19 protein-coding genes are annotated in these 19,357 nt (G+C 66.1%); 4 read left to right on the top strand and 15 right to left on the bottom strand.

What is annotated here, in order from left to right; all coding sequences use genetic code 11:
• Nucleotides 1-6 precede the first annotated feature (6 nt).
• The 3 genes from FAZ21_RS00810 (at nucleotide 7) to FAZ21_RS00800 (ending at nucleotide 2,383) form a co-directional block, all read left to right on the top strand.
• Entirely contained in the window at nucleotides 7-1,134 is a 1,128-nt protein-coding gene (locus FAZ21_RS00810) for a sensor histidine kinase (protein ID WP_211243328.1), read from the top strand.
• Between the two features lie 13 nt (nucleotides 1,135-1,147).
• A complete protein-coding gene (locus FAZ21_RS00805; RefSeq protein ID WP_136771374.1) occupies nucleotides 1,148-1,879 on the top strand; it encodes a LytR/AlgR family response regulator transcription factor in 732 nt (243 codons plus the stop codon).
• Between the two features lie 105 nt (nucleotides 1,880-1,984).
• Nucleotides 1,985-2,383: a polyhydroxyalkanoate granule-associated phasin gene (locus FAZ21_RS00800; RefSeq protein WP_136771373.1), complete on the top strand. Its 399-nt coding sequence runs from the start codon at nucleotides 1,985-1,987 to the stop codon at nucleotides 2,381-2,383.
• A 6-nt stretch (nucleotides 2,384-2,389) separates the two neighbouring features.
• Here FAZ21_RS00800 and FAZ21_RS00795 read toward each other — a convergent pair whose 3' ends face one another.
• The 10 genes from FAZ21_RS00795 to FAZ21_RS00750 form a co-directional block, all read right to left on the bottom strand.
• A complete protein-coding gene (locus tag FAZ21_RS00795; protein ID WP_136771372.1) occupies nucleotides 2,390-2,785 on the bottom strand; it encodes a DUF488 domain-containing protein in 396 nt (131 codons plus the stop codon).
• A 2-nt stretch (nucleotides 2,786-2,787) separates the two neighbouring features.
• Entirely contained in the window at nucleotides 2,788-4,110 is a 1,323-nt protein-coding gene (locus FAZ21_RS00790; protein WP_136771371.1) for an ATP-binding protein, read from the bottom strand.
• Entirely contained in the window at nucleotides 4,107-4,781 is a 675-nt protein-coding gene (locus FAZ21_RS00785) for a response regulator (RefSeq protein WP_136771370.1), read from the bottom strand. Before FAZ21_RS00785 ends, FAZ21_RS00790 begins: the two co-directional genes overlap by 4 nt.
• 16 nt (nucleotides 4,782-4,797) lie before the next feature.
• Nucleotides 4,798-5,394: a DUF1294 domain-containing protein gene (locus FAZ21_RS00780; RefSeq protein ID WP_136771369.1), complete on the bottom strand. Its 597-nt coding sequence runs from the start codon at nucleotides 5,392-5,394 to the stop codon at nucleotides 4,798-4,800.
• 30 nt (nucleotides 5,395-5,424) lie between these two features.
• Nucleotides 5,425-6,429, bottom strand: coding sequence for a serine/threonine protein kinase (locus FAZ21_RS00775; RefSeq protein ID WP_136771368.1), 1,005 nt, complete (start codon nucleotides 6,427-6,429; stop codon nucleotides 5,425-5,427).
• A complete protein-coding gene (locus FAZ21_RS00770; RefSeq protein WP_136771367.1) occupies nucleotides 6,426-7,073 on the bottom strand; it encodes a YceH family protein in 648 nt (215 codons plus the stop codon). Before FAZ21_RS00770 ends, FAZ21_RS00775 begins: the two co-directional genes overlap by 4 nt.
• Nucleotides 7,074-7,157: 84 nt before the next feature.
• Nucleotides 7,158-8,144, bottom strand: coding sequence for a DUF2950 domain-containing protein (locus FAZ21_RS00765; protein WP_136771366.1), 987 nt, complete (start codon nucleotides 8,142-8,144; stop codon nucleotides 7,158-7,160).
• A gap of 11 nt (nucleotides 8,145-8,155) precedes the next feature.
• Entirely contained in the window at nucleotides 8,156-9,424 is a 1,269-nt protein-coding gene (locus FAZ21_RS00760; protein ID WP_136771365.1) for a DUF3300 domain-containing protein, read from the bottom strand.
• 179 nt (nucleotides 9,425-9,603) lie between these two features.
• Nucleotides 9,604-10,314, bottom strand: coding sequence for a phosphoadenylyl-sulfate reductase (locus tag FAZ21_RS00755; protein ID WP_136771364.1), 711 nt, complete (start codon nucleotides 10,312-10,314; stop codon nucleotides 9,604-9,606).
• Between the two features lie 221 nt (nucleotides 10,315-10,535).
• A complete protein-coding gene (locus FAZ21_RS00750; protein ID WP_136771363.1) occupies nucleotides 10,536-11,315 on the bottom strand; it encodes a sulfite exporter TauE/SafE family protein in 780 nt (259 codons plus the stop codon).
• Between the two features lie 105 nt (nucleotides 11,316-11,420).
• Here FAZ21_RS00750 and cysB point away from each other — a divergent pair, with 105 nt between their 5' ends.
• Entirely contained in the window at nucleotides 11,421-12,368 is a 948-nt protein-coding gene (gene cysB / locus FAZ21_RS00745; RefSeq protein ID WP_136771362.1) for an HTH-type transcriptional regulator CysB, read from the top strand.
• A 65-nt stretch (nucleotides 12,369-12,433) separates the two neighbouring features.
• Here the strand turns inward: cysB and FAZ21_RS00740 are convergent, their stop codons facing one another.
• The 5 genes from FAZ21_RS00740 to tsaB all read right to left on the bottom strand — a co-directional run bounded on the left by FAZ21_RS00740 (nucleotide 12,434) and on the right by tsaB (nucleotide 19,341).
• Nucleotides 12,434-14,656: a putative bifunctional diguanylate cyclase/phosphodiesterase gene (locus FAZ21_RS00740; protein ID WP_136771361.1), complete on the bottom strand. Its 2,223-nt coding sequence runs from the start codon at nucleotides 14,654-14,656 to the stop codon at nucleotides 12,434-12,436.
• Nucleotides 14,649-17,201, bottom strand: a complete 2,553-nt coding sequence (locus FAZ21_RS00735; protein WP_136771360.1) for a PAS domain-containing sensor histidine kinase — start codon at nucleotides 17,199-17,201, stop codon at nucleotides 14,649-14,651. The genes FAZ21_RS00740 and FAZ21_RS00735 overlap by 8 nt, the downstream gene beginning before the upstream one ends.
• A 108-nt stretch (nucleotides 17,202-17,309) precedes the next feature.
• On the bottom strand, nucleotides 17,310-18,218 hold the full coding sequence (locus FAZ21_RS20985) for a uracil-DNA glycosylase (RefSeq protein WP_136771359.1): 909 nt from the start codon (nucleotides 18,216-18,218) through the stop codon (nucleotides 17,310-17,312).
• Nucleotides 18,215-18,664 carry a ribosomal protein S18-alanine N-acetyltransferase gene (gene rimI / locus FAZ21_RS00725; protein WP_136771358.1) on the bottom strand — a complete coding sequence of 150 codons (450 nt, stop codon included), beginning with the start codon at nucleotides 18,662-18,664 and terminating at the stop codon, nucleotides 18,215-18,217. Before rimI ends, FAZ21_RS20985 begins: the two co-directional genes overlap by 4 nt.
• Nucleotides 18,661-19,341, bottom strand: coding sequence for a tRNA (adenosine(37)-N6)-threonylcarbamoyltransferase complex dimerization subunit type 1 TsaB (gene tsaB / locus FAZ21_RS00720; RefSeq protein WP_136771357.1), 681 nt, complete (start codon nucleotides 19,339-19,341; stop codon nucleotides 18,661-18,663). Before tsaB ends, rimI begins: the two co-directional genes overlap by 4 nt.
• Nucleotides 19,342-19,357 lie beyond the last annotated feature (16 nt).

Genomic DNA, 19,357 nt, shown 5'->3' with positions numbered 1-19,357 from the left:
ATGCAGGTGAGCGGCGAACGGGCAGGACCACAGCGGGAAGCAACGGTATCCACGGCGGGCGGCATCCGCGGGTTTTTCGCGCGCAGTTGCCGCCGCCCGTCCGAACCGCGGACTTACAGCCTGTGGCTGCTGCTGGCGGTCAACCAGGCCATCGCCCTGTTGTTGATGGCCAGCGGCATCTCGCCCAACCCGCGCGAAGCCTTTGTCATCGCCAATGCGGTTGGCCTGGTGATCTACACCCTCTACACCATCGGGCATCGGTTGATTCCCTGGCACTGGCTGGTCCATGTACTGGCGCTGCCCACCGGCTTGTGGCTGGGACTGAAGCTGGCGGCGCTGGCCGGCGTTTACGATGTGACGCAATCCCTGCTCGATCCGGTGGCGCACTGGCGCGTCGTCCTGAGCTGCATTCTGATCTCGGTGGCCGCCACTGTCTTGATCTCGCAGCACTTCCACAACCTGGAATACCGTGCCCAGCTCGCCGCCGAGCAGCGCCGCGCTGCCGAGGCCCGGCAGGCCGAAACCGCCGCGCAGCTCGCGCTGTTGCAAGCGCAGATCGAGCCGCACTTCCTGTTCAACACGCTGGCAACGGTACACGGCCTGATCGAACGCGATCCGCCCCTGGCGCGCACCATGCTCGACCACCTGAACGGCTACCTGCGTGCCAGCCTGGGCCGCACCCGCCGGGCGAGCACCACGTTGGGCGACGAACTCGAACTGATCGGCGAGTTGCTGGCCATCGCCGCGATCCGACTCCAGGCGCGGCTGAGCTATCGCATCGACGTGCCGGACGCATTGCGCCGCGCCGTGCTACCGCCGCTGCTGTTGCAGCCGCTGGTCGAGAACGCGCTGGAGCACGGAATCGAGCCCGCGGTGCACGGCGGAGAGATCGTGGTCGAAGGGCGGCTGGACGCCGATGGTCTGCTCTACCTCGACGTGCGCGACACCGGCCCCGGCCTGCGCGACGGCCAGTCCGCGCCGTTCGGCGAGGCCGGCGCCAGCGGCGGCGTCGGGCTGTCCAATGTGCGCCAGCGTCTTGCCACGCTCTACGGCGACGCCGGCCGCCTCGCGCTGTACCCCAACGCCCCGCGCGGCGTGCATGCCGAACTGCGCTTGCCCTATCGAGAAGCCTGATCCCGGAGACACCATGCCGACTGCCCTGATTGCCGACGACGAACCGTTGCTGGCCGAACACCTGGTTTCGCGCCTGGCCGAGTTGTGGCCGGCGCTGGAGATCGTTGCCGTCGCCGCCAACGGCCTGGAAGCGATTGCCGCGCTGGGCGCCCGCGCCATCGATTTCGCCTTCCTCGACATCCGCATGCCGGGCCTGACCGGCTTGCAGGTTGCCGAGGTGGCCGGCGATACGCGGGTGATCTTCATCACCGCGTTCGACGAATACGCGCTGGCCGCCTTCGACAGCGCGGCCATCGATTACCTGCTCAAGCCGGTGAGCGACGCGCGCCTGGCGCAATGCGTGGCGCGACTGCAACGCGAGGCCATGCCGGCGGTGGACCTGAACGCCGTGCTGGCGCAACTGGCCGGCCGTGCTGCTCCCGCATTGTCGTGGCTGACCGTCGGCATCGGCGACACCACGCGGCTGGTGCATGTCGATGAAGTGATCTACTTCGAGGCCAACCAGAAATACACCGACGTCGTCACCGCCAGCGAACGCCACCTGATCCGCACCCCGCTCAAGGACCTGCTGACGCAACTGGACGCCAATCGTTTTGCGCAGATCCATCGCGGCCTGATCGTCAGCCTGCCGGCAGTGGCCCGCATCCAGCGCGACCTGCTGGGGCGTTATCAGGTGCACCTGCACCAGCGAACTGAAATCCTGCCGTTATCGCGTAGTTTTGCTGGGCGGTTTCGGCAAATGTGATGGCTGCTGGGGTTCCATTCATCCCCGCAAACCGTAGTTTTCCACATTGCACTGCACCATTCCGCTGCCAGACTAGGGACGAACCCATAACCAGGAGTTATGTCCATGGCATCGTCTTCCAACCCCTTTCTCGCGTTCTGGACCAATCAGCTCACGTTGTGGGAAATCTGGTGGGCCACGCCCCAGGTGATGACGCATCGGCTGACCCGCATGGCGCGGGCGGGGCATACGCCCAGCGTGCGTGACCAGCGCGAGTTCAGCCGCATGGGTACCGAAAAAGTGGATGCCTTCAGCCGGGCCGGCTGGGCGATGGGGCTGGAGCTATGGCGCGCGCAGCAGCAATGGTGGCTGGCCTGGCTGCGCGCCTGGCCGCTGCCCGGCGGTACGCTCACGTTGCCGCGCTTTCAGCCGGTGAATTACCACCGCGTGATGGCGCGCGGCATGGCGCCGGTACATCGGCGGGTGACGGCAAATGCCAAGCGGTTGGGGCGACTGAAGTTGTAGTCGTCGTCAGGCATCGGGCGCGAATGTGGCGCCTTGTTCCGCCAGCAGTTCCCGCAGCACGCTGCGATGGCAGTGAGCTTCGTCTTCGCAGTAGCAGCCGACCGCGAAGTGGGTGTGGTGCGACAGCGCGGCCAGCAGGGCGATGGCGTGCGCGTGTTCCGGCTCGGCCATCTCGGCGCGGTATTTGCGGGTGAATGCCGTCCATTCCGCCGGTGTGCTGGCGTGCTGTGCGAGCTTGACCGTTTCCGCGCTGGGTGCGAGGTTGGGAAACCATACGTCATACCAGTCGCCGGACACGAATTCGCTTTTGGGCACGCCACGCGGCGGGCGGCGGACCGTGCCGATGCGCAGCCCTTCATCCGCTGTTCTCGGGCTGCCTAGCCGGACGATGCGTACCGCCATGTTCAGTCTCCTTGTACCAGGGCCGGCGTGGGGTATGGCGGAAAGCGCACGCGTACCGACAGGCCGCCCAGATCCGCTTGCCCCAGGTCGATCACTGCACCGTGGCGCGTGGCGACGGCCTGGACGATGGCCAGCCCCAGGCCGCTACCGCCTTCGCCGGCATCGGCTGCGCGATAGAAACGATCGAACACACGCTCGCGTTCCGCTTCGGCGATGCCAGGGCCGGTGTCGGCGACTTCCAGCGTCACTTGCCCGCCGTTTTCGGCAAGGCGCACATCCACCTGCCCGCCGTCGGGCGCGTGACGCAACGCGTTGGCGACCAGGTTGCCCACCAGCGAACGCAGCGCGGCCGGGTCGCCGACGACGGTGGTCATGCTCGCTGGGGCGTCCAGCCCCAGGTCGATCCCACGTGATTCGGCCAGCGGGGCATGCGTTGCCAGCACGTCGCCGGCCAGCCGGACCAGGTCCACCGGATGGTGGGCAATGGGCGCGCCTTCGCTGCGCGCCAGTGTCAGCAGTTGCTCCAGCACATGCATCACCCGCGCGTGGCCGGCGGCCAGTTCCGCCAGGGCGGCGCGGCGCTCGGCATCGCTGTCGGCGCGTTCCAGCCATTGCAGTTGCAGCTTGAGCGCGGTCAGCGGCGTGCGCAGTTCGTGTGCGGCGTCGGCGGTGAAGGCGCGTTGCCGGTCCAGCGCGGTGGCCAGCCGGTCGAGCAGGCTATTGAGCGCGCCGACCAGCGGGCGCGCTTCTTCCGGCGTATGCGACAGGGGGATCGGGGTCAGTGCTTCCGGGTTGCGTTCGCCCACTTCGGTGGCGAGGCGTGCCAGCGGCTTCAGGCCACGCCCGATCACCCACCACGATGCCAGCAACAGCAATGGCAGCACCCACAGCAACGGTGCGACGGTGCGCAGGGCGGCGGCCAGTGCCAGCCGTTGCCGCACGCGCACCGGCTGCGCCACCTGGATCACCTGATCGGGCCGCGCCAGCGAGAACACGCGCCAGTTGCCTTCGCTGGTCGGTACGGTGGCGAAGCCCAGTTGTGCGCGATCCGGCAACACGCGGTGTGGGTGTGAGTAATAGCGACGGATGCCGAAGCGGTCCCATACCTGGATCACGAAGTCGAAGCCGGCGACGCCTCCCAGGCGCGGCAGGTTGCCGCCCAGCGGCCGGTCGCTCAGCGCCAGCGCCAGTTGCTGCAACTGGTAATCGAACAATGCGTTGGCTTCGTCGCGCGCGCGGATGAAGGCCAGTGTGCCGGACAGGGTGGTGGCGATGGCGCTGACCGCGATGACGGTCACCAGCAGTTGGCGGCGCAATGAGATCATGGCGACTCCGGCGGCTCCTGCGGTACGAAATAGCCCACGCCGCGCAGGTTGCGGATCCAGGCCGCGCCCAGCTTGCGGCGCAGGCCGTGGATATGGACTTCGACCGCGTTGCTTTCCACTTCCTCGCCCCAGCCGTACAGGCGTTCTTCCAGTTGCGCGCGCGACTGCGGCTGGCCCGGTTGCGATAGCAATGCGAACAGCAGATCGTATTCGCGCGCGGACAGGTTGACCGGGTGCCCGGCCAGCCGTACCTCACGTGTGGCGGGGTTGAGCGTCAGCGCGCCGTGGCTGAGCGTGGGGTCGGCGCGCCCGCTCCGCCGCCGCGCCACGGCACGGATGCGCGCTGCGAGTTCGTCCAGGTCGAAGGGTTTGACCAGGTAGTCGTCGGCTCCGGCGTCCAGCCCCGATACCCGGTCGGCGACGGTGTCGCGCGCGGTCAGCACCAGTACCGGCAGGTCCGAGCCGCTGGCGCGCAGTTTTTGCAGCACCGCCAGCCCATCCTTGCGCGGCAGGCCCAGGTCCAGCAGCAGGGCATCGTGTTGCTGCTGCGCCAATGCCAGTTCGGCGGCCACGCCGTCGGCCACGCGATCGACCGTGAAGCCCAGCGGTCGCAGGCCGTGCTGCACGCCACGCGCGATCATGTCGTCGTCTTCGACCAGCAGGATGCGCACGGTTTTTGGCTTCCTCTCAGACCTGCCCGCTCAACCAGGCCAGCCCGGCGACGTTGAGCAGTGCGCTGGCGACGAAGACGGCGCGGAACGATGCCTTGCGGCTCTTGTGGCGCAGCAGGTGCTGCGCGATCCATGCGCCGGGCCAGCCGCCCAGCAGCGCGACGATTTGCAGCGTGGATTCCGGCACGCGTCTTCCACCATTCACCGCGCGGTGTTTGTCGTGCCAGTAGAGCACCACCGCGATGGCGCTGAACAGGGCGTAGGCGATGGCGAACAGTGGCTGACCGGTGCGCAGCGCAACGATGGCGGCCACGGGCAGCAGGATCAGCATCAGCAGGTCGAAGAAGTCGAAGCGGCTGCCGTTGGAAGCGCCACGTGCGATGCGTCGCGGGCTGGCTTTGGCGGGGCCGCGGTCGATGGTCGCGGCGAGCGCCCGTGGGCGTCCCTGCGCATCGGTGCCCGGCTGGAAGACGATCCGGTCGCCTTGTCGCGGTCGGCCGGCGCCCAGGCGTTTGACGGCGGAGATATGCAGAAAATACCGTTTGCCACTGACTTCGACGAAGCCGAATCCTTGTTCGTCACGCCATTCGGCGAGGATGCCTTCTTCAACCATGGTGTGTCCGTGGTGTTGCGGGAAAGGGGGTCATGGCGTCGGCCACAGCGGTGGCTCGTCCATGGCTGCCACCTGTTCGCGCAGCGCGAGGATGTGTTCCTGCCAGTAGCGCTGGCTGTTGAACCACGGGAAGGCGTGCGGAAAGGCGGGGTCGTCCCAGCGTTGCGCCAGCCAGCCGGCGTAGTGGATCAGCCGCAACGTGCGCAGTGCTTCCACCAGGTGCAGTTCGCGAGCGTCGAATTCGTGGAAGTCCTCATAGCCGGCCAGCACGTCGGCCAGTTGCACCACGCGTTCTTCGCGTTCGCCGGACAGCAGCATCCATAGGTCCTGGATCGCCGGGCCGGTACGCGCGTCGTCCAGATCGACGAAATGCGGGCCGTCGGGTGTCCACAGCACATTGCCTGGATGCACGTCGCCATGCAGCCGCAGCGTGGCGACGTTGCCGGCGCGGGCATAGCAGTGCGCCACGCCTTCGAGCGCCTGCGCCGAGACGCTTTCGTAGGCGGGCAGCAGATCGGCCGGGATGAAGCCGTGTTCCAGCAGATAGGCGCGTGGCGCGTGGCCGAAGGTTTCGGGGGTCAGCGCGGGGCGATGGGCAAAAGGGGAGATGGCGCCGACGGCGTGGATGCGGCCGATGAAGCGACCCAGCCATTCCAGCGTATCGCGATTATCCAGTTCGGGTGCCCGGCCGCCGCGCCGTGGAAACAGCGCAAAGCGGAATCCGGCGTGCCCGAACAGCGTGACGCCATCGATGGCCAGTGGCGCGACCATGGGGATTTCGCGCTCCGCCAGTTCGTTGGCAAAGGTGTGTTCCTCCAGTATCTGCGCATCGCTCCAGCGCCCGGGGCGATAGAACTTGGCGATCAGCGGCTGGGCGTCTTCGATGCCCACCTGGTACACGCGGTTTTCGTAGCTGTTGAGCGGAAACTGGCTGCCATTGACGGCGATGCCCACGCTTTCCACCGCATCAAGCACGCAATCGGGGGTGAGTGCGGCGTAGGCGTGGGGCGTGTCGGCGGAAACGATGTCGGTCATTGCAGGCCGAGTTCCGTGTATACCCGGCTCAGGGCTGCGCGCAGTTCGGCCACTTCGCCTTCCAGTCGCGCCACATCCTGACGCAGGACGGCGAGTTCGTCGGGGTCCACCCGCGCGGGCGCGGCGCTGGGGGCTGGGATGTCGGGCTCACCGCAGAGCAGGTGCGCCCAGCGGCTTTCGCGGCTGCCCGGCGCGCGGGGCAACAGCACGACGAAGGGGTCGTCAGGGCGTGACGCCAGTTCGTCGAGAAAGCCTTCGACGGCGGAGCTGTCGAGAAAGCGGTGCAGGCGTTCGCTGTTGGCGCGCAGTTCGGCAACGGTCTGCGGCCCGCGCAGCATCAGCGTGGTCAGCAGTGCGACGGACTGGCCCGGCAGTTGCAGGCCCTTTTCCATGTTATGGCTGTAGCGGCTGACGCGCCCGCCCGACGATTCGACGATCAGCGTGCGCGCGCGCAATGCTTCCAGCGCGGCGAGGACTTCGGCGTCGGACACGTTCATCACCGGGTCGCGGCTGGTCTTCTGGTTGCAGCCGGCGGTGAGCGCGTTGAGCGTCAGCGGATAGGTATCGGGAACGGTGAGCTTCTTTTCGACCAGCACGCCGAGGATGCGTGCTTCAAGCAGGGAGAGCGGTGCGGTCTGGGGCATGGTTACCGGTTGGGCTGCGAACCGCCGCCAGGCGGCGGCGGTTCTGGGACAAGGTGGCCTTCAACAGGCGCTAAGCCGGCAAGACTACCTTGGCGCCGCCGAAGCATCCACTTTTCGCCAGCCCAGGCTGGGATCGAAGCGTGTGATCTTGCGCACGGCGCTGTTGGTTTGCGGGCCGAGATCGCGCTGGTAGACCACGCCCTCCTGGTTGACCATGAAGCTGGTCACGCCCGACGCGCCATAACTGGCGGGCCAGGCGATCAGGCCGAAGCCGCCGGTCATACCGTCCGCTGTGACGTAATTGCGCTCTCCACCCGGTGCGGCCGGCCCCTGGGCGGTCAGGATACGGTAGTAGTAGCCATGATAGGGGGCGCCGGGCTTGCGGCTGTAGCCTTCGTCGGCCGCTTCGGCTGCCAGGATGCCCAGCGGGCTGGGGCCGCCTTCGTTCTTGCCCTGCCAGTAGTCGTCGTCCTCGGGCCAGTACAGGCCGTTGCGCTTGCCCTGGCTGCTGACGACACGGCTGGCGTAGGGCGCCACCCTGGCATGCTGCGGGTTGCGCTCGCGGTATTCCTGCTGGGCGTCCACGTAGGCCAGCGCCACCTGGATGGCGGAGAGTTCGTTGCCGCCAATGCGTCGATCCAGCAGCTCTTCACGGCCGGCCGCGGTATCGAAGTGCCACTGACCCAGGCTGTTCTTCAGCGGGATGGGAAACGGCCAGTTGTCCTGGCCGATTTCCAGCACGCGGGTGCCGGGGTTCTCCACGCGCAGCACGTGCCCGGCGTCGTAGGCGGTCAGGAAGCGGGTGCGCGCTTCGTTGTCCGCCACCGCGTCGCCGGAGTCGAACAGGGCTTCGGCGTCGTCGCCAAAGATCGCCAGCAGTTGCGGGGTGCGTTGCTGTCGCGCGGCATCGACCAGCGCGGCGACGGCGGCTTCGGGCGTGGCGAAATGCCTGGGGCCCGCCGCGTGGGCGGCCGGCGCCAGCAGCAGCCAGAGGCCGGCGATCAACAAGGGCGCGATCCAGAGCAGGAAGCGCTGACGGGTGCGGAGATCGTGTCGGGCGGAAGTGTGCATGATGGGCTCCGTTAGCGTCGATGGAAACCGCCGCCGCCGGCGGGGCGCTGGATGTTGCCACGGCTGGCCGCGCCGCGCGAAGCGGCCGCGCGGCTGGCGCTGCCGCCGCGATCGACCCCCTGGAAGGCGTTGTCGCGGGGGGCGGCCGAGCGTTGTGGCGTTGCGGTGCGGTTCAGGTTTTGCCGATCCGCATTACCGGCGCGTTCCGGCGCGGCGCGGTTGGTGTTGTTGGCGCGTTGCGGTTGATGATCCCGATTGATCTGGCCACGGTCGACATTGCCCGCATGGTCGCGCGTCTGGTTGAGGTTGCCGCCGCGCTGTTGCAGCGTGGAGCGATCGACATTGCCCAGGTTCTGGCGCTCGGCATCGGCGCGGCCACGGAAGTTGTCACGGGCCTGGGCGGTATTGGCACGGCCCTGCGTGCCCCGGCTGAAGCGCTGTTGCGTGGCGTTGTCGCGATACTGCACGCCACCCCGGTGGCCCGGATCGTGCTGCCAGTTGTTGCGTACGTTGTTGACATTGTTGCGGTTGATGTTGGTGCGATTGAAGTTGTTGTAGTTGTTGACGTTGATGTTGATGTCGTCGTGGTGCCAGTCGAAACCGCCCCACAGCGCGGCACCGACGGCCACGCCCGCAGTGAACGAGAAGAAGCTGGCGGCGGCGGTGTAGCCCGGTGGATACCAGTAGAACGGCTGGTAGGCGGGATAGGGCCACGCGCCGTAGACAACGGTCGGGTTGTACGTCGGCACATAGACCACTTCCGGCTGGGCCGGCACGATGGTGATGATCTGCTGCGGCTGCTGCTGCGTGGGCTGCACCACGGTGACGGTCTGTTCCTTGGACGACTTCAGGTTGCCCTCGGCCTGGGCCTTGGCGCGCAGGCGTTGCACGGCATCCATTGCGTCCGCCTGCTGCGCCAGCACGGCGTCGCCCAGGCGCTGGGTCCAGTCCAGCTTGTCGTTCATCATCTGCAATACCTGCGGGAAGGCGGTCAGCGATTTCACGCTGGCATCCCAGCTTTGTTTCTGGAGCGCGTCTTCCAGCGCTTTGTCCTTGAGGTTGGGATTGCTCTTCACCCAGCGCTCGGCCTCGACGATTTCCAGCGGGTAGGTGGAGGCCATCATGACCTGGGCCAGCAACGAATCGGGATAAAGCGCGATGGGGGCGACGAGCTGTTCCAGCTCGTCGGGCTTGAATGGCTTGGCGTCGTCCGCCCAGGCCGTATGGGCCAGCGCGAACAGGGCCAGCAGACAAACCAGGATACGGCGTAGCGCATTCATGGGCAGCCTCGCGGAAAAGTCCGTTGAATCGTTCAACGACTATAGCCGGCGGATATCGTTCTCGCCGTGCCGAGCCCTGTGACATTCGCACGGTGTACCACGAGGTCGTGGTGGTGTCGCGCCGAAACGAAAAACGCCCCACCAGGCGGTGGGGCGTAGGGATAACAGTGGTGGGGCGTTCAGCGAGGCAGCGGCGAGATCGCCGAGACGCCCGCGCTGTGCAGGCCGCACTCCTTCAGGTCGGGGTTTTCCCACCACCAGCGTCCGGCGCGCACGTCCTCGCCCATGGCGACGGAGCGGGTACAGGGCGCGCAGCCGATGGAGGGGTAGAACTGGTCATGCAGCGCGTTGTAGGGAACGCCATTCGCCTTGATGTAGGCCCAGACTTCCTTTTCGATCCATTCCAGCAGCGGGTTGAATTTTTCCAGGCCATTGCTGGCGTCCCATTCCTGGACGGTCATGTCGGAGCGGGTGGGCGATTGCTCGCGGCGCAGCCCCGTCACCCACGCCTTCTTGCCGGCCAGTGCGCGCGAGAGTGGCTCCAGCTTGCGGATGCGGCAGCATTCCTTGCGCAGATCCACCGATTCGTAAAAGGCATTGATGCCCTTGTCGTTCACATAGCGCTCGACGCTGGCGGCGCTGGGGAAGAACGTCACCACCTGGGCTTGCGGATAGCTGGTGCGCACCTTGGCCATCAGGTCATAGGTTTCGGCCGGCAGGCGGCCGGTATCCAGGCTGAACAGCGCGATACCGATGCCGTGCCGGGCGATCAGGTCGGTGAGGACCATGTCCTCGGCGCCGTACGAGTTGGCGAACACCGCCGGGCTGTGCTCAGCGGCGATGCGTTGCAGGATCGCCAGCGTATCGGCGAGCTTGTGTTCGAAATCCATGGTCTGCTCCAGAACGACGGGGTGGGCCTGCTGCGAAGGCGAATTCTACTGTCCTAGGGCGCGTCGTCACATGTATCGCGGCAGCGCTGCGGGTTCGGCGCTTTTCGGGCGCCGCGCGATGTCGCTGGCCGCTTGCGGTGTCCATACCGCCGCGCGTCCAACTCCTTGCGCTGCATCCCGAACTGCACCGAACGCTGTCGTGATACACATGACGACGCGCCCTAGAACACCAGTTTGCCGCCAACCACCACCAGCATGCCGGCCAGCACGGGTCGCAGTATATGGTCCGGCATGCGTCCCGTCAGTTGGCTGCCCAGGTAGATGCCGGGCAGCGAGCCGACCAGCAGGTTGGCCAGCAGACCCCAGTCCATGTTGCCGAGGCCGGCATGGCCAAGGCCGGCGACCAGGGTGAGCGGTACGGCATGCGCGATCTCGGTGCCGACCAGCCGCGCGGTGGGCAGCAGCGGAAACAGCAGGAACAGCGCGATGGTGCCGATGGCCCCGGCGCCGATCGACGACAATGTGACGATCACGCCGAGTATCGCGCCAGTGGCGATGGTGCTCCAGCGTCGCTGCAAACCGCCGTGCAGATCGCTGGAGACACCGACATGGCGCTGGGCAAAGCGCAGCAGGTGCTGCTTGAAGACGATGGCTACCGCGGTCAGCATCAGGGCGATGCCGAGCGAGTGCTTGATGACGAGGTTGATTGTCTCGGTTTCGGCGCGCATCTGGTGCAGCGCGGCCACGGTGACCAGCGCGGCCGGTACGCTGCCGATGGCCAGCCAGCCAGTGATTTTCCAGTCGATGTTGCGGTGCTTGTGATGCACCAGCACGCCACCGGCCTTGGTGATGGATGCGTAGAGCAGATCGGTGCCGACTGCCGTGGCGGGGTGGATACCGAAGAACAGCAGGATCGGCGTCATCAGCGAGCCGCCGCCCACGCCGGTCATGCCCACGATGAAACCCACTGCCAAGCCGGCGATGATGAAACCGAATTCCATTTTCGTTCCTATGTTCGAGCGCCGATCATAGCAACGCGATTTATAAGCCCATATACTGTTGTGTTAGGATTTTAGAAGAGTCGGTTATACCAACGGACGGCATCCATGAAACTGCAACAGTTGCGCTATCTGGTCGAAGTGGCCAAACAGGGGCTCAACGTTTCCGAGGCGGCGGAAAAGCTGCATACCTCCCAGCCGGGCATTTCCAAGCAGATTCGTTTGCTGGAAGACGAACTGGGCGTGCAGATCTTCATTCGCAATGGCAAGCGCGTGGTGGACGTGACCGCGCCGGGGCGCGAGATCCTGCGGATTTCCGAACGCATGCTGATGCAGGCGCGCAATCTGAAGCGCATTGGCGAGGAGTTCGTCAACGTGGAGGGCGGCAGCCTGACCATCGCCACCACGCACACTCAGGCGCGCTACGCATTGCCGGCAACGGTGAAGGCGTTCCTGGAGCGCTATCCCAAGGTGCGGCTGTCGATCAAGCAGGGCAGCCCCACCCAGATCAGCGAGATGGTGGTGGAAGGCGAGGCGGACCTGGCGGTTGCCACCGAGGGGATCGACCATTACCCCGAACTGGCGATGCTGGATTGCTACGACTGGAACCGCGATCTGGTCGTGCCCGGTGGGCATCCACTGTCGGCGCTGGAGCGGCCGCTCACGCTGGAAGACATCTGCGCCTACCCGCTGATCACCTATGACTTCGCTTTCACCGGCCGTAGCAGGATCAACCGTGCCTTCGAGGATGCCGGCCTTGTGCCCAACGTGGTGCTGACCGCCATCGATACTGACGTCATCAAGACTTATGTGCGGCTGGGGCTGGGCGTGGGGCTGATCGCCAGCATGGCGTTCGAGCCGGAACACGATATCGGGCTTACCGCGGTCGGCGCCGGACATCTGTTCGAGAAATCGACCACTCACATCGGTATCCGCAAGGATGCTTACCTGCGGGGCTATGCGTTCGATTTCATCCAGTTGTTCGCGCCGCACCTGACGCGCGACGTGGTGCGGGAAAACCTGCTGTGCGAGCCGGGCGACGCCGACGACGAATGATCGCCGCCTCGGAATGAAAAAGCCGCTGGACCACAGCGGCTTTTTCATTGCCTGCGTTTCCGCGTTCACTGTCGGACCTGGCGTGCCGCCAGCCAGTGACTCAGTTCCTCCAGCGGCATCGGCCTGGCATAGAAAAAGCCCTGCGCTTCGCCGCAGCCCAGCGCCCGCAGGAAGCCGGCCTGCTCTGGCGTTTCCACGCCTTCGGCGATCAGCCGCAGGCCCAGCTTCTTGCCCAGCGTGACGATGGTTTCGGCGAACAGGCCGCCGCGCCCGTCGCGGATTTCATCAACAAAGGCGCGGTCGATCTTCAGCCGGTCGATGGGTAGGGCGCGCAGTTGCGCCAGCGACGAATAGCCGGTGCCGAAGTCGTCGATGGCCACGCTGATGCCCAGCGCGCGCAGCCCTTCCAGCGCGGCGATCACGGTCTTGGGTTCATCCATGGCGATGCTTTCGGTGATTTCCAGCTCCAGCGCCGATGGCGGTACGCGGCTGCTGCCCAGCAACATGGCGACGCGCTCGGTGAGGTTGCCGGTACGGAACTGCGGCATGCTGACGTTCACCGCGATGCGCAGCGAGCTTTCCTGCAACGACGACAGGGTGTGATACGCCGTACACGCCTCGCGCAGCACCCACTCGCCGATCTCGACGATCAGCCCGGAGTATTCGGCCAGCGGCACGAACACCGACGGCGGCTGGACGAAGCCGGAGTCGCTGCTCGGCCAGCGCAGCAGTGCTTCGACGCCCACCACTTCGCCGGTGTGGATCGCCACCTGCGGCTGATACCAGACCGCCAATTTCTCTGCGTGGAAGTCGTGCTTGAGCTGGCGGATCAGGTCCAGCCGCCAGCGCGTGTGTTCTTCCATGTCACAACTGAAGTAATCGAAATCGGCGGACAGGTGTTTCTTCGCGCCATTGAGCGCGATGTTGGCGCGCTTGAGCAGGTTGAAGCCGGAGCCACCGCCATCCTCTAGCCGGCAATAGCCCAGCTTCACATTCACCGGCAGCAGGTGTTCGCCCACTTCGAACGGGGTCGAGAACAGGCGGGTCAGCGTATCGGGGCCCAGCAGCGATTCCTTGCCCAGCACGCCGAACACGTCGGCGCCGATGCGCGCCAGCCGACAGTCGCCGTAGAGTGCCTCCTCCAGCCGCGTGGCCACGGCCACCAGTAGTTCATTGCCGATATCGTGCCCCAGCCCGTCGTTGATGTCGGCGAAGTGGTCGATGTCGATCAGCACTGCCACCTGGCCCGGTGTCGGGTCGCGAAGTGCGTGTTCCAGTTGCACGATGAAGTTGCTGCGGTTGGACAGATGGGTAAGCGAATCGTGATACGCGGCAAAGTTCAGCTTCTCCATGAAATTGAGATTGCTGAAACACGCCGAGATATTGGCCGTGAACACTTCCACCAACTGGCGGTCGGCTTCGGACAGCGGGCAGCCGGTATCGAGGTAGACGGCGCCTTCCTGCTCGGCGCCGCGCAGATAGAGGGTGGTATGGTCCAGTCCGAACTGGTGCTGGCCGCTCTCGATGGTCTGTTCGATCGACTGGCGCACCCTGTAGTCGTCCAGCTCGTCGAGCGGCGCGGCGATCAGCGGCGCCAATTTGCCGGCGGCGCCGACGATATACAGCCGATCACGGTCTTCGTCGAACGGCGAGCCGCGCTGGGCGCAGACGATGCCATCCAGCGGCAGCTTGAGCAGTGCGGTCATCTGCGTAAGCACACCCTCGGCGAACTGGGTCAGCGCATGCTGTTCCATCAGGTCGGCAACGGCCTTGACGATCAGCTCCAGGCCGCGCCGGTTTTCGGCAATGGTGCGGATCTGGTCGAACGAGCGCAGTGCGGCGGTGATGGCGGTGATCAGCCGGGTGCGTGTCAGTTCGGCCTTGGTGCGGTAGTCGTTGATGTCGTAGTTGTTGAAGACTGTCAGTTCCGGTGCATAGCCCGGCTGGCCGGTGCGCAGGATGATGCGGCATTCCCACATGCCCAGCGTTTCGCGGATATGGCCGACCAGCGCCAGGCCGGCGTCGTCGGTTTCCATCACCACATCGAGCAGGATGACCGCGAAATCGCGACGCGTGGCCAGTATGGCGCGGGCCTCGGCGGCGGAGTGGGCGTGTACCAGCTCCAGGTTGCGGCCCAGGATGGGTTGATCGGCGAGGGCGAAGCGGGTGGCGGCATGGACTTCGTCATCGTCGTCGATCACCAGGACCGGCCAGTGGTTCAGTGCGCGGCGGGGGCTGGTGGCTTCGTCTTCGAACAGGATCAATTCGTCGTTGTTCGGGTCAGTCATGCGTCGGATTTTCCTGCGGCAAGGGCGCGATGCGAGGCAAGGTCAGTATGAAGCGTACTCCGGCGCCTTCGCCGGGTGAAAGTTCCAGACGGCCGCCCAGCACGCTGTGTACCAGGTTGTAGACGATGTACAGGCCCAGGCCGCTGCCACCCAGGCCCAGGCGGGTGGTGAAGAAGGGATCGAATACCCGCCGTTTGAGCGCATCGGGGATGCCGATGCCGTCATCTTCGTAGACCAACTGCACCTGGTTGTCGTTCACGTCGGCCATGCTGATGCGGATGGTGCCGGCACGGCCGTCCGGAAAGGCATGGGTGAGCGAGTTGGTCACCAGGTTGGTGATGATCTGCTCCAGCGGGCCGGGATAGCTTTGCAGATGCACATTGGCGGGCAGATCGGTCATCACCTGGTGCGGCGAATGCTTGAACTGCGGGCGCAGGGTGGAGAGCACTTCTTCCACCGTCTGTTTCAGGTCGAAATCGCGGCGGCGGGTGCTGGCGGTATCCACGGCCACCTGCTTGAAGTTGCTGATCAGCTCGCTGGCGCGCTGCGCGCTTTTTTCGATCAGCATCGCCGCTTCGGTGCAGGTGGCGACGAAGCTGCCCAGTTCGGAACGCTTCAGCCGGTTTTCATTAAGCAGCGTCTCGAATTCGGCCACTTTCTGCCGCAGCGTGGACGAGACGGTGACGGTATTGCCCAGCGGCGTATTGAGTTCGTGGGCGATCCCCGCCACCAGATTGCCCAGGCTGGCGAGCTTTTCCGATTGCACCAGTTGGTGCATTGCGTGCTTCAGTTCGTCGTTGGCTTCGCTCAGTTCGCGCGTGCGCTCGACCACCGATTCCTCCAGCCGGTCGCGGGTGCGTCGCAGTTCATCCTCGTACTGCTTGCGGACGGTGATATCCACATCCATGCAGACGAAGCCGGTCTTGTCGTCTTCCAGCCCGATGGCGAACTGGGTGGAAAGTGTCCAGGCCTGGGTGCCGTCGCGGCGTTGTACCGGCCATTCGGTCGGTTCGGTGGCTTCGCCGGTGGCGGCGATGTGATGGAGGACGCCGACGAAGTTGTGGTGATCCACCTCGGTGAACATGAAATCGCTGGCCAGTTGCCCGATGGCTTCTTCCTCGCTCCAGCCGAACAGCTTTTCGCTGGCATGGTTCCAGAACAACACGCGCCCGTCCGGATCGTAGCCCTGGATGGCGACGTTGGGCGTGTTGTTGATGATGGCGCGCAGTGTGCGGATCGCATTCTCGCGCTGGGTTTCGGCCTCCTTGCGCTCGCTGATATCCAGCAGCACGCCGTCCACATAGCGTTCCATGCCGATATGCGTGGCGCGCCCCCGCTCATAGACCCAGCGAGTGCGGCCATCCGGCGACTGGATGCGGTACTCGACTTCGTAGGGGGTTTCGTCCAGCAAGGCATACTGCACCTTGTGCCGTACGGGGCCTTGGTCGTCGGGATGGATCAGCGAGTTAAAACTGCGGGACCGGTTATGGACGAGGTCCTCGGGTTGCAGGCCGGTCAGCGTCACGATGCCGGGGCTGAGGTAGAGCATGGTCCAGTCCGGGTCGATGCGGCAGCGGAACACGGTGCCCGGCATCTGATCGACCAGCGTGCGGTAATGGTGCTCGCTTTCCTCCAGCTTGGCGTGCGCCTGCGCCAGCTCCGCCTCCCGGCGCTGGCTGCGCGCATACAGTTCCAGCAGGATCAGCGCGGCCATGCACAGGCTCAGCAGCGCGACCAGCCCGCCATAGCGGATCAGGTTGGCCAGCGAGTGGACATACCACTGGTCGCCCACGTAGCCGGGCAGGACATCCCAGTACCAGTACCAGGTGGCGCCGACGCGGGATTGCCGGACCGGAATCGTGAACAGGCTGCCCGGGGCCCGCCGGTCGTCGCCGAAGACGAAGCGTGGCGGTTCCCCATCCACCGAGATCGCCAGCCGCAACAACATGCCGTTGCTGGGCAGGGTATCGACCATGCTGACGAAGTCGATGGGGGTGAGTACCAGGCTGTGACGGTCGTGATGGACCATCGGGTAGACGTGATAGGCGCGCCAGTCGCCCAGCACGGTGGTGAACAAGGGGCCGAGCCGGGTGCTGCGGTTTTCCTCGGTGGCGTATTGCAGCGTCTGCGTCAGTGCTGGCTTGTCGCTGACATCCAGTCCGGGAGGCAGTTGCTCCAGGCCGGCGCTGTAGACGATACGCAACTTCCGCTGTTGGTCCACCTCGGCGTAGGCCAGCGGCAGGCGGTTGCCATCGTCCGCGCTGTTTTGCAGCGCGTCGGCCGCCTTGGCGAACTCGTGGGCGTCCACGTCGTCGGAGCCGATGAACAGTGCCGCCATGCCGCGCAGCGCCTGGCGTCGGGTGTCGATCCAGCCGTTCAGCAGGCTGGTGGTGCGTTGCGCATCCTGTTGCGCGCGGGCGTACTGAGCCTGGTTGGCGCTGCGTTCCAGCCATGCGGCGCAGACGAAGCAGGCGACGCAGAGCGCCAGCGTCAGGAGGAGGATGGCCAGGCGCAGCAGCGGATAAAGTCGGGAACGGAACGACATGGGCGGGCAGCCTGGGGCATGGACCCTTTCATTGATACCTTGTGTACCGACAGGCGGCAAGCTCGCGGGCGCTTTCTCCGCGCTTTCCGCTCGCCGGGTAACGCAGGATCAGTCCCGTGATGCGGCGGTCAGCGCTTGCAGCCGTTGTTGCACCAGCAGCAGGTCGCGCCAGGCGCGCGCCTTGTCCGGCAGGTTGCGCAGCAGATAGGCCGGGTGATAACCCACGACCACGGGGATATCGTTCACCTGATGCAGCTTGCCGCGTAACGCGCCCACCGGGGCGTCGGTCTGCAACAGTGTCTGGATCGCGAAGCGGCCGATGGCGAAGATCAGCCGGGGACGAATCAGTTCGATCTGCCGCGCCAGCAGCGGCGCGCACTGCAACACTTCTTCCGGCTGCGGGTTGCGGTTGCCGGGCGGGCGGCATTTGAGGACATTGGCGATGAACACGCGCTCGCCACGCTTTTCGCCGATGGCGGCCAGCATGTTGTCCAGCAGTTTGCCGGCGGCGCCGACGAAGGGCTCGCCCTGGCGATCCTCTTCCGCGCCCGGCGCTTCGCCGACCACCAGTAGCTCGGCCTGCGGGTTGCCCACGCCGAACACGGCATGGGTGCGGGTCTTGCACAGCCCGCAGGCGGTACAGCCGGTGACGGCCTGTTGCAAGGTGGCCCAATCCATCGCGGCGATATCGCGCGCGCGGCTCGAATCGGCCTCGGCCAGTGGTGCGATGGTGGCGTGGACGCTCGGTCCGCCATTGCCGCGTGGCGGTGGTGCGGCAGGCCGGACAGGCGCCGCCGTGGGGGCCGGCGCGCTGGGAGCGCGCTCCGGCTGGGTATGCGGGACGACGATCACGGGTGCTTCGCGGCGGACCGGTGGCGGGGGGGCATCATCCGCCACGGGGGCGATGCGAGCGGCGATTTCCGGCTCCGCGACCGCTTCCGGCTCGGCGAGCAGTTCGGGACGTACCCACAGCGGGGTCAGCCCCAGCTCGCTCAGGATCAGGTCGCGCCGACTCATTGCGGCGCCATCAGTGTGAATGCATAGAGTCGCGCATCCTCGCGCCCGCCGCCGGGCAGGGGGTAGTAGCGCGCGCGGATGCCGGTTTCCATGCCGCCCAGCGCGTCGTACAGCGCCTGCGCCGGACGGTTGCCGGCACGCACTTCCAGAAACAGCGTGGTGGCGCCGGCGTCGATCAGCCGTTGTTGCAGTGCTTGCAGCAATTGGCGGCCCCGCCCCTGGCGCTGGCATGCCGGGTCGATGGCGATGGCGAGCAGTTCGGCTTCGTCCAGCACCCGGCTGGCGACGGCGAAGCCCCGCAGCGTGTCGTCTTCCCAGAGGCCCAGGCAGAGATGGCTGGTCAGCGAGTCACGCCAGTTGTCCGGGTGCCACGGGTGGGAATTGGTCGCCGTGTCCAGCGCCAGCAGGGCGGGCAGGTCGGCGGTGGTGAGCGGGCGTAGCGTCATGGCTTGAGGCGTTCGCTCGTCTTGAGCGCCACTTTGTCGCGCAGATAGACCAGCGGCGCATCCTCGGGCGCCAGCGCGTCGCCGCGCTCGAACACCGGCAACGCCAGCCGCAGCAGGTCGCGCGCTTGAGGAAAGTGATCCGGCAGCATGGTGCCAAGCTGTGCGCCCAGGCGCTGAGCCAGCGCGTCGCCATGCGCGGCGAAACCGCTGCCGACGCCGATCCAGCCTTCGCCTTCGGGTAATGGCACGGCCTGCGGATCGCTGACCACGGCGGCGGTGACTTCACGCCAGTCGCCATTCACCTGCTCGAACGCGGCGGCGTAGACCTGGTTCATCCGTGCATCCAGGCAGGCATAGACGCGCGGTGCATCGCAGCCGGCCGCCAGTGCGGCCAGCGTCGAGATGCCCACCAGCTTCACGCCCAGGCCGAACGCCAGCCCCTGGGCGATGCCGCAGCCGATGCGCAGGCCGGTGAACGAGCCAGGGCCCATGCCGTAGGCGATGCCTTCCAGCTCGCCGCGTGCGATACCGGTCTCGGCAAGCAGGGTTTCCAGCTCTGGCAGTGTGCGTTCCGCGTGACGCTGGCCGACGTGCCACTGTCGCGCGACGATGCCGCCGGGCGTGGTCAGGGCCAGGGACAGATATTCGGTGGAAGTATCGAGCGCGAGGTAGGGCATCGGGGGATCGTGGAAA

The organism is Chitiniphilus eburneus (assembly GCF_005048205.1).
Taxonomy (GTDB): Bacteria; Pseudomonadota; Gammaproteobacteria; order Burkholderiales; family Chitinibacteraceae; genus Chitiniphilus; species Chitiniphilus eburneus.
The sequence above is the reverse complement of the archived record's forward strand: the minus strand, read 5'-3'. Positions and strand labels throughout refer to the sequence as shown.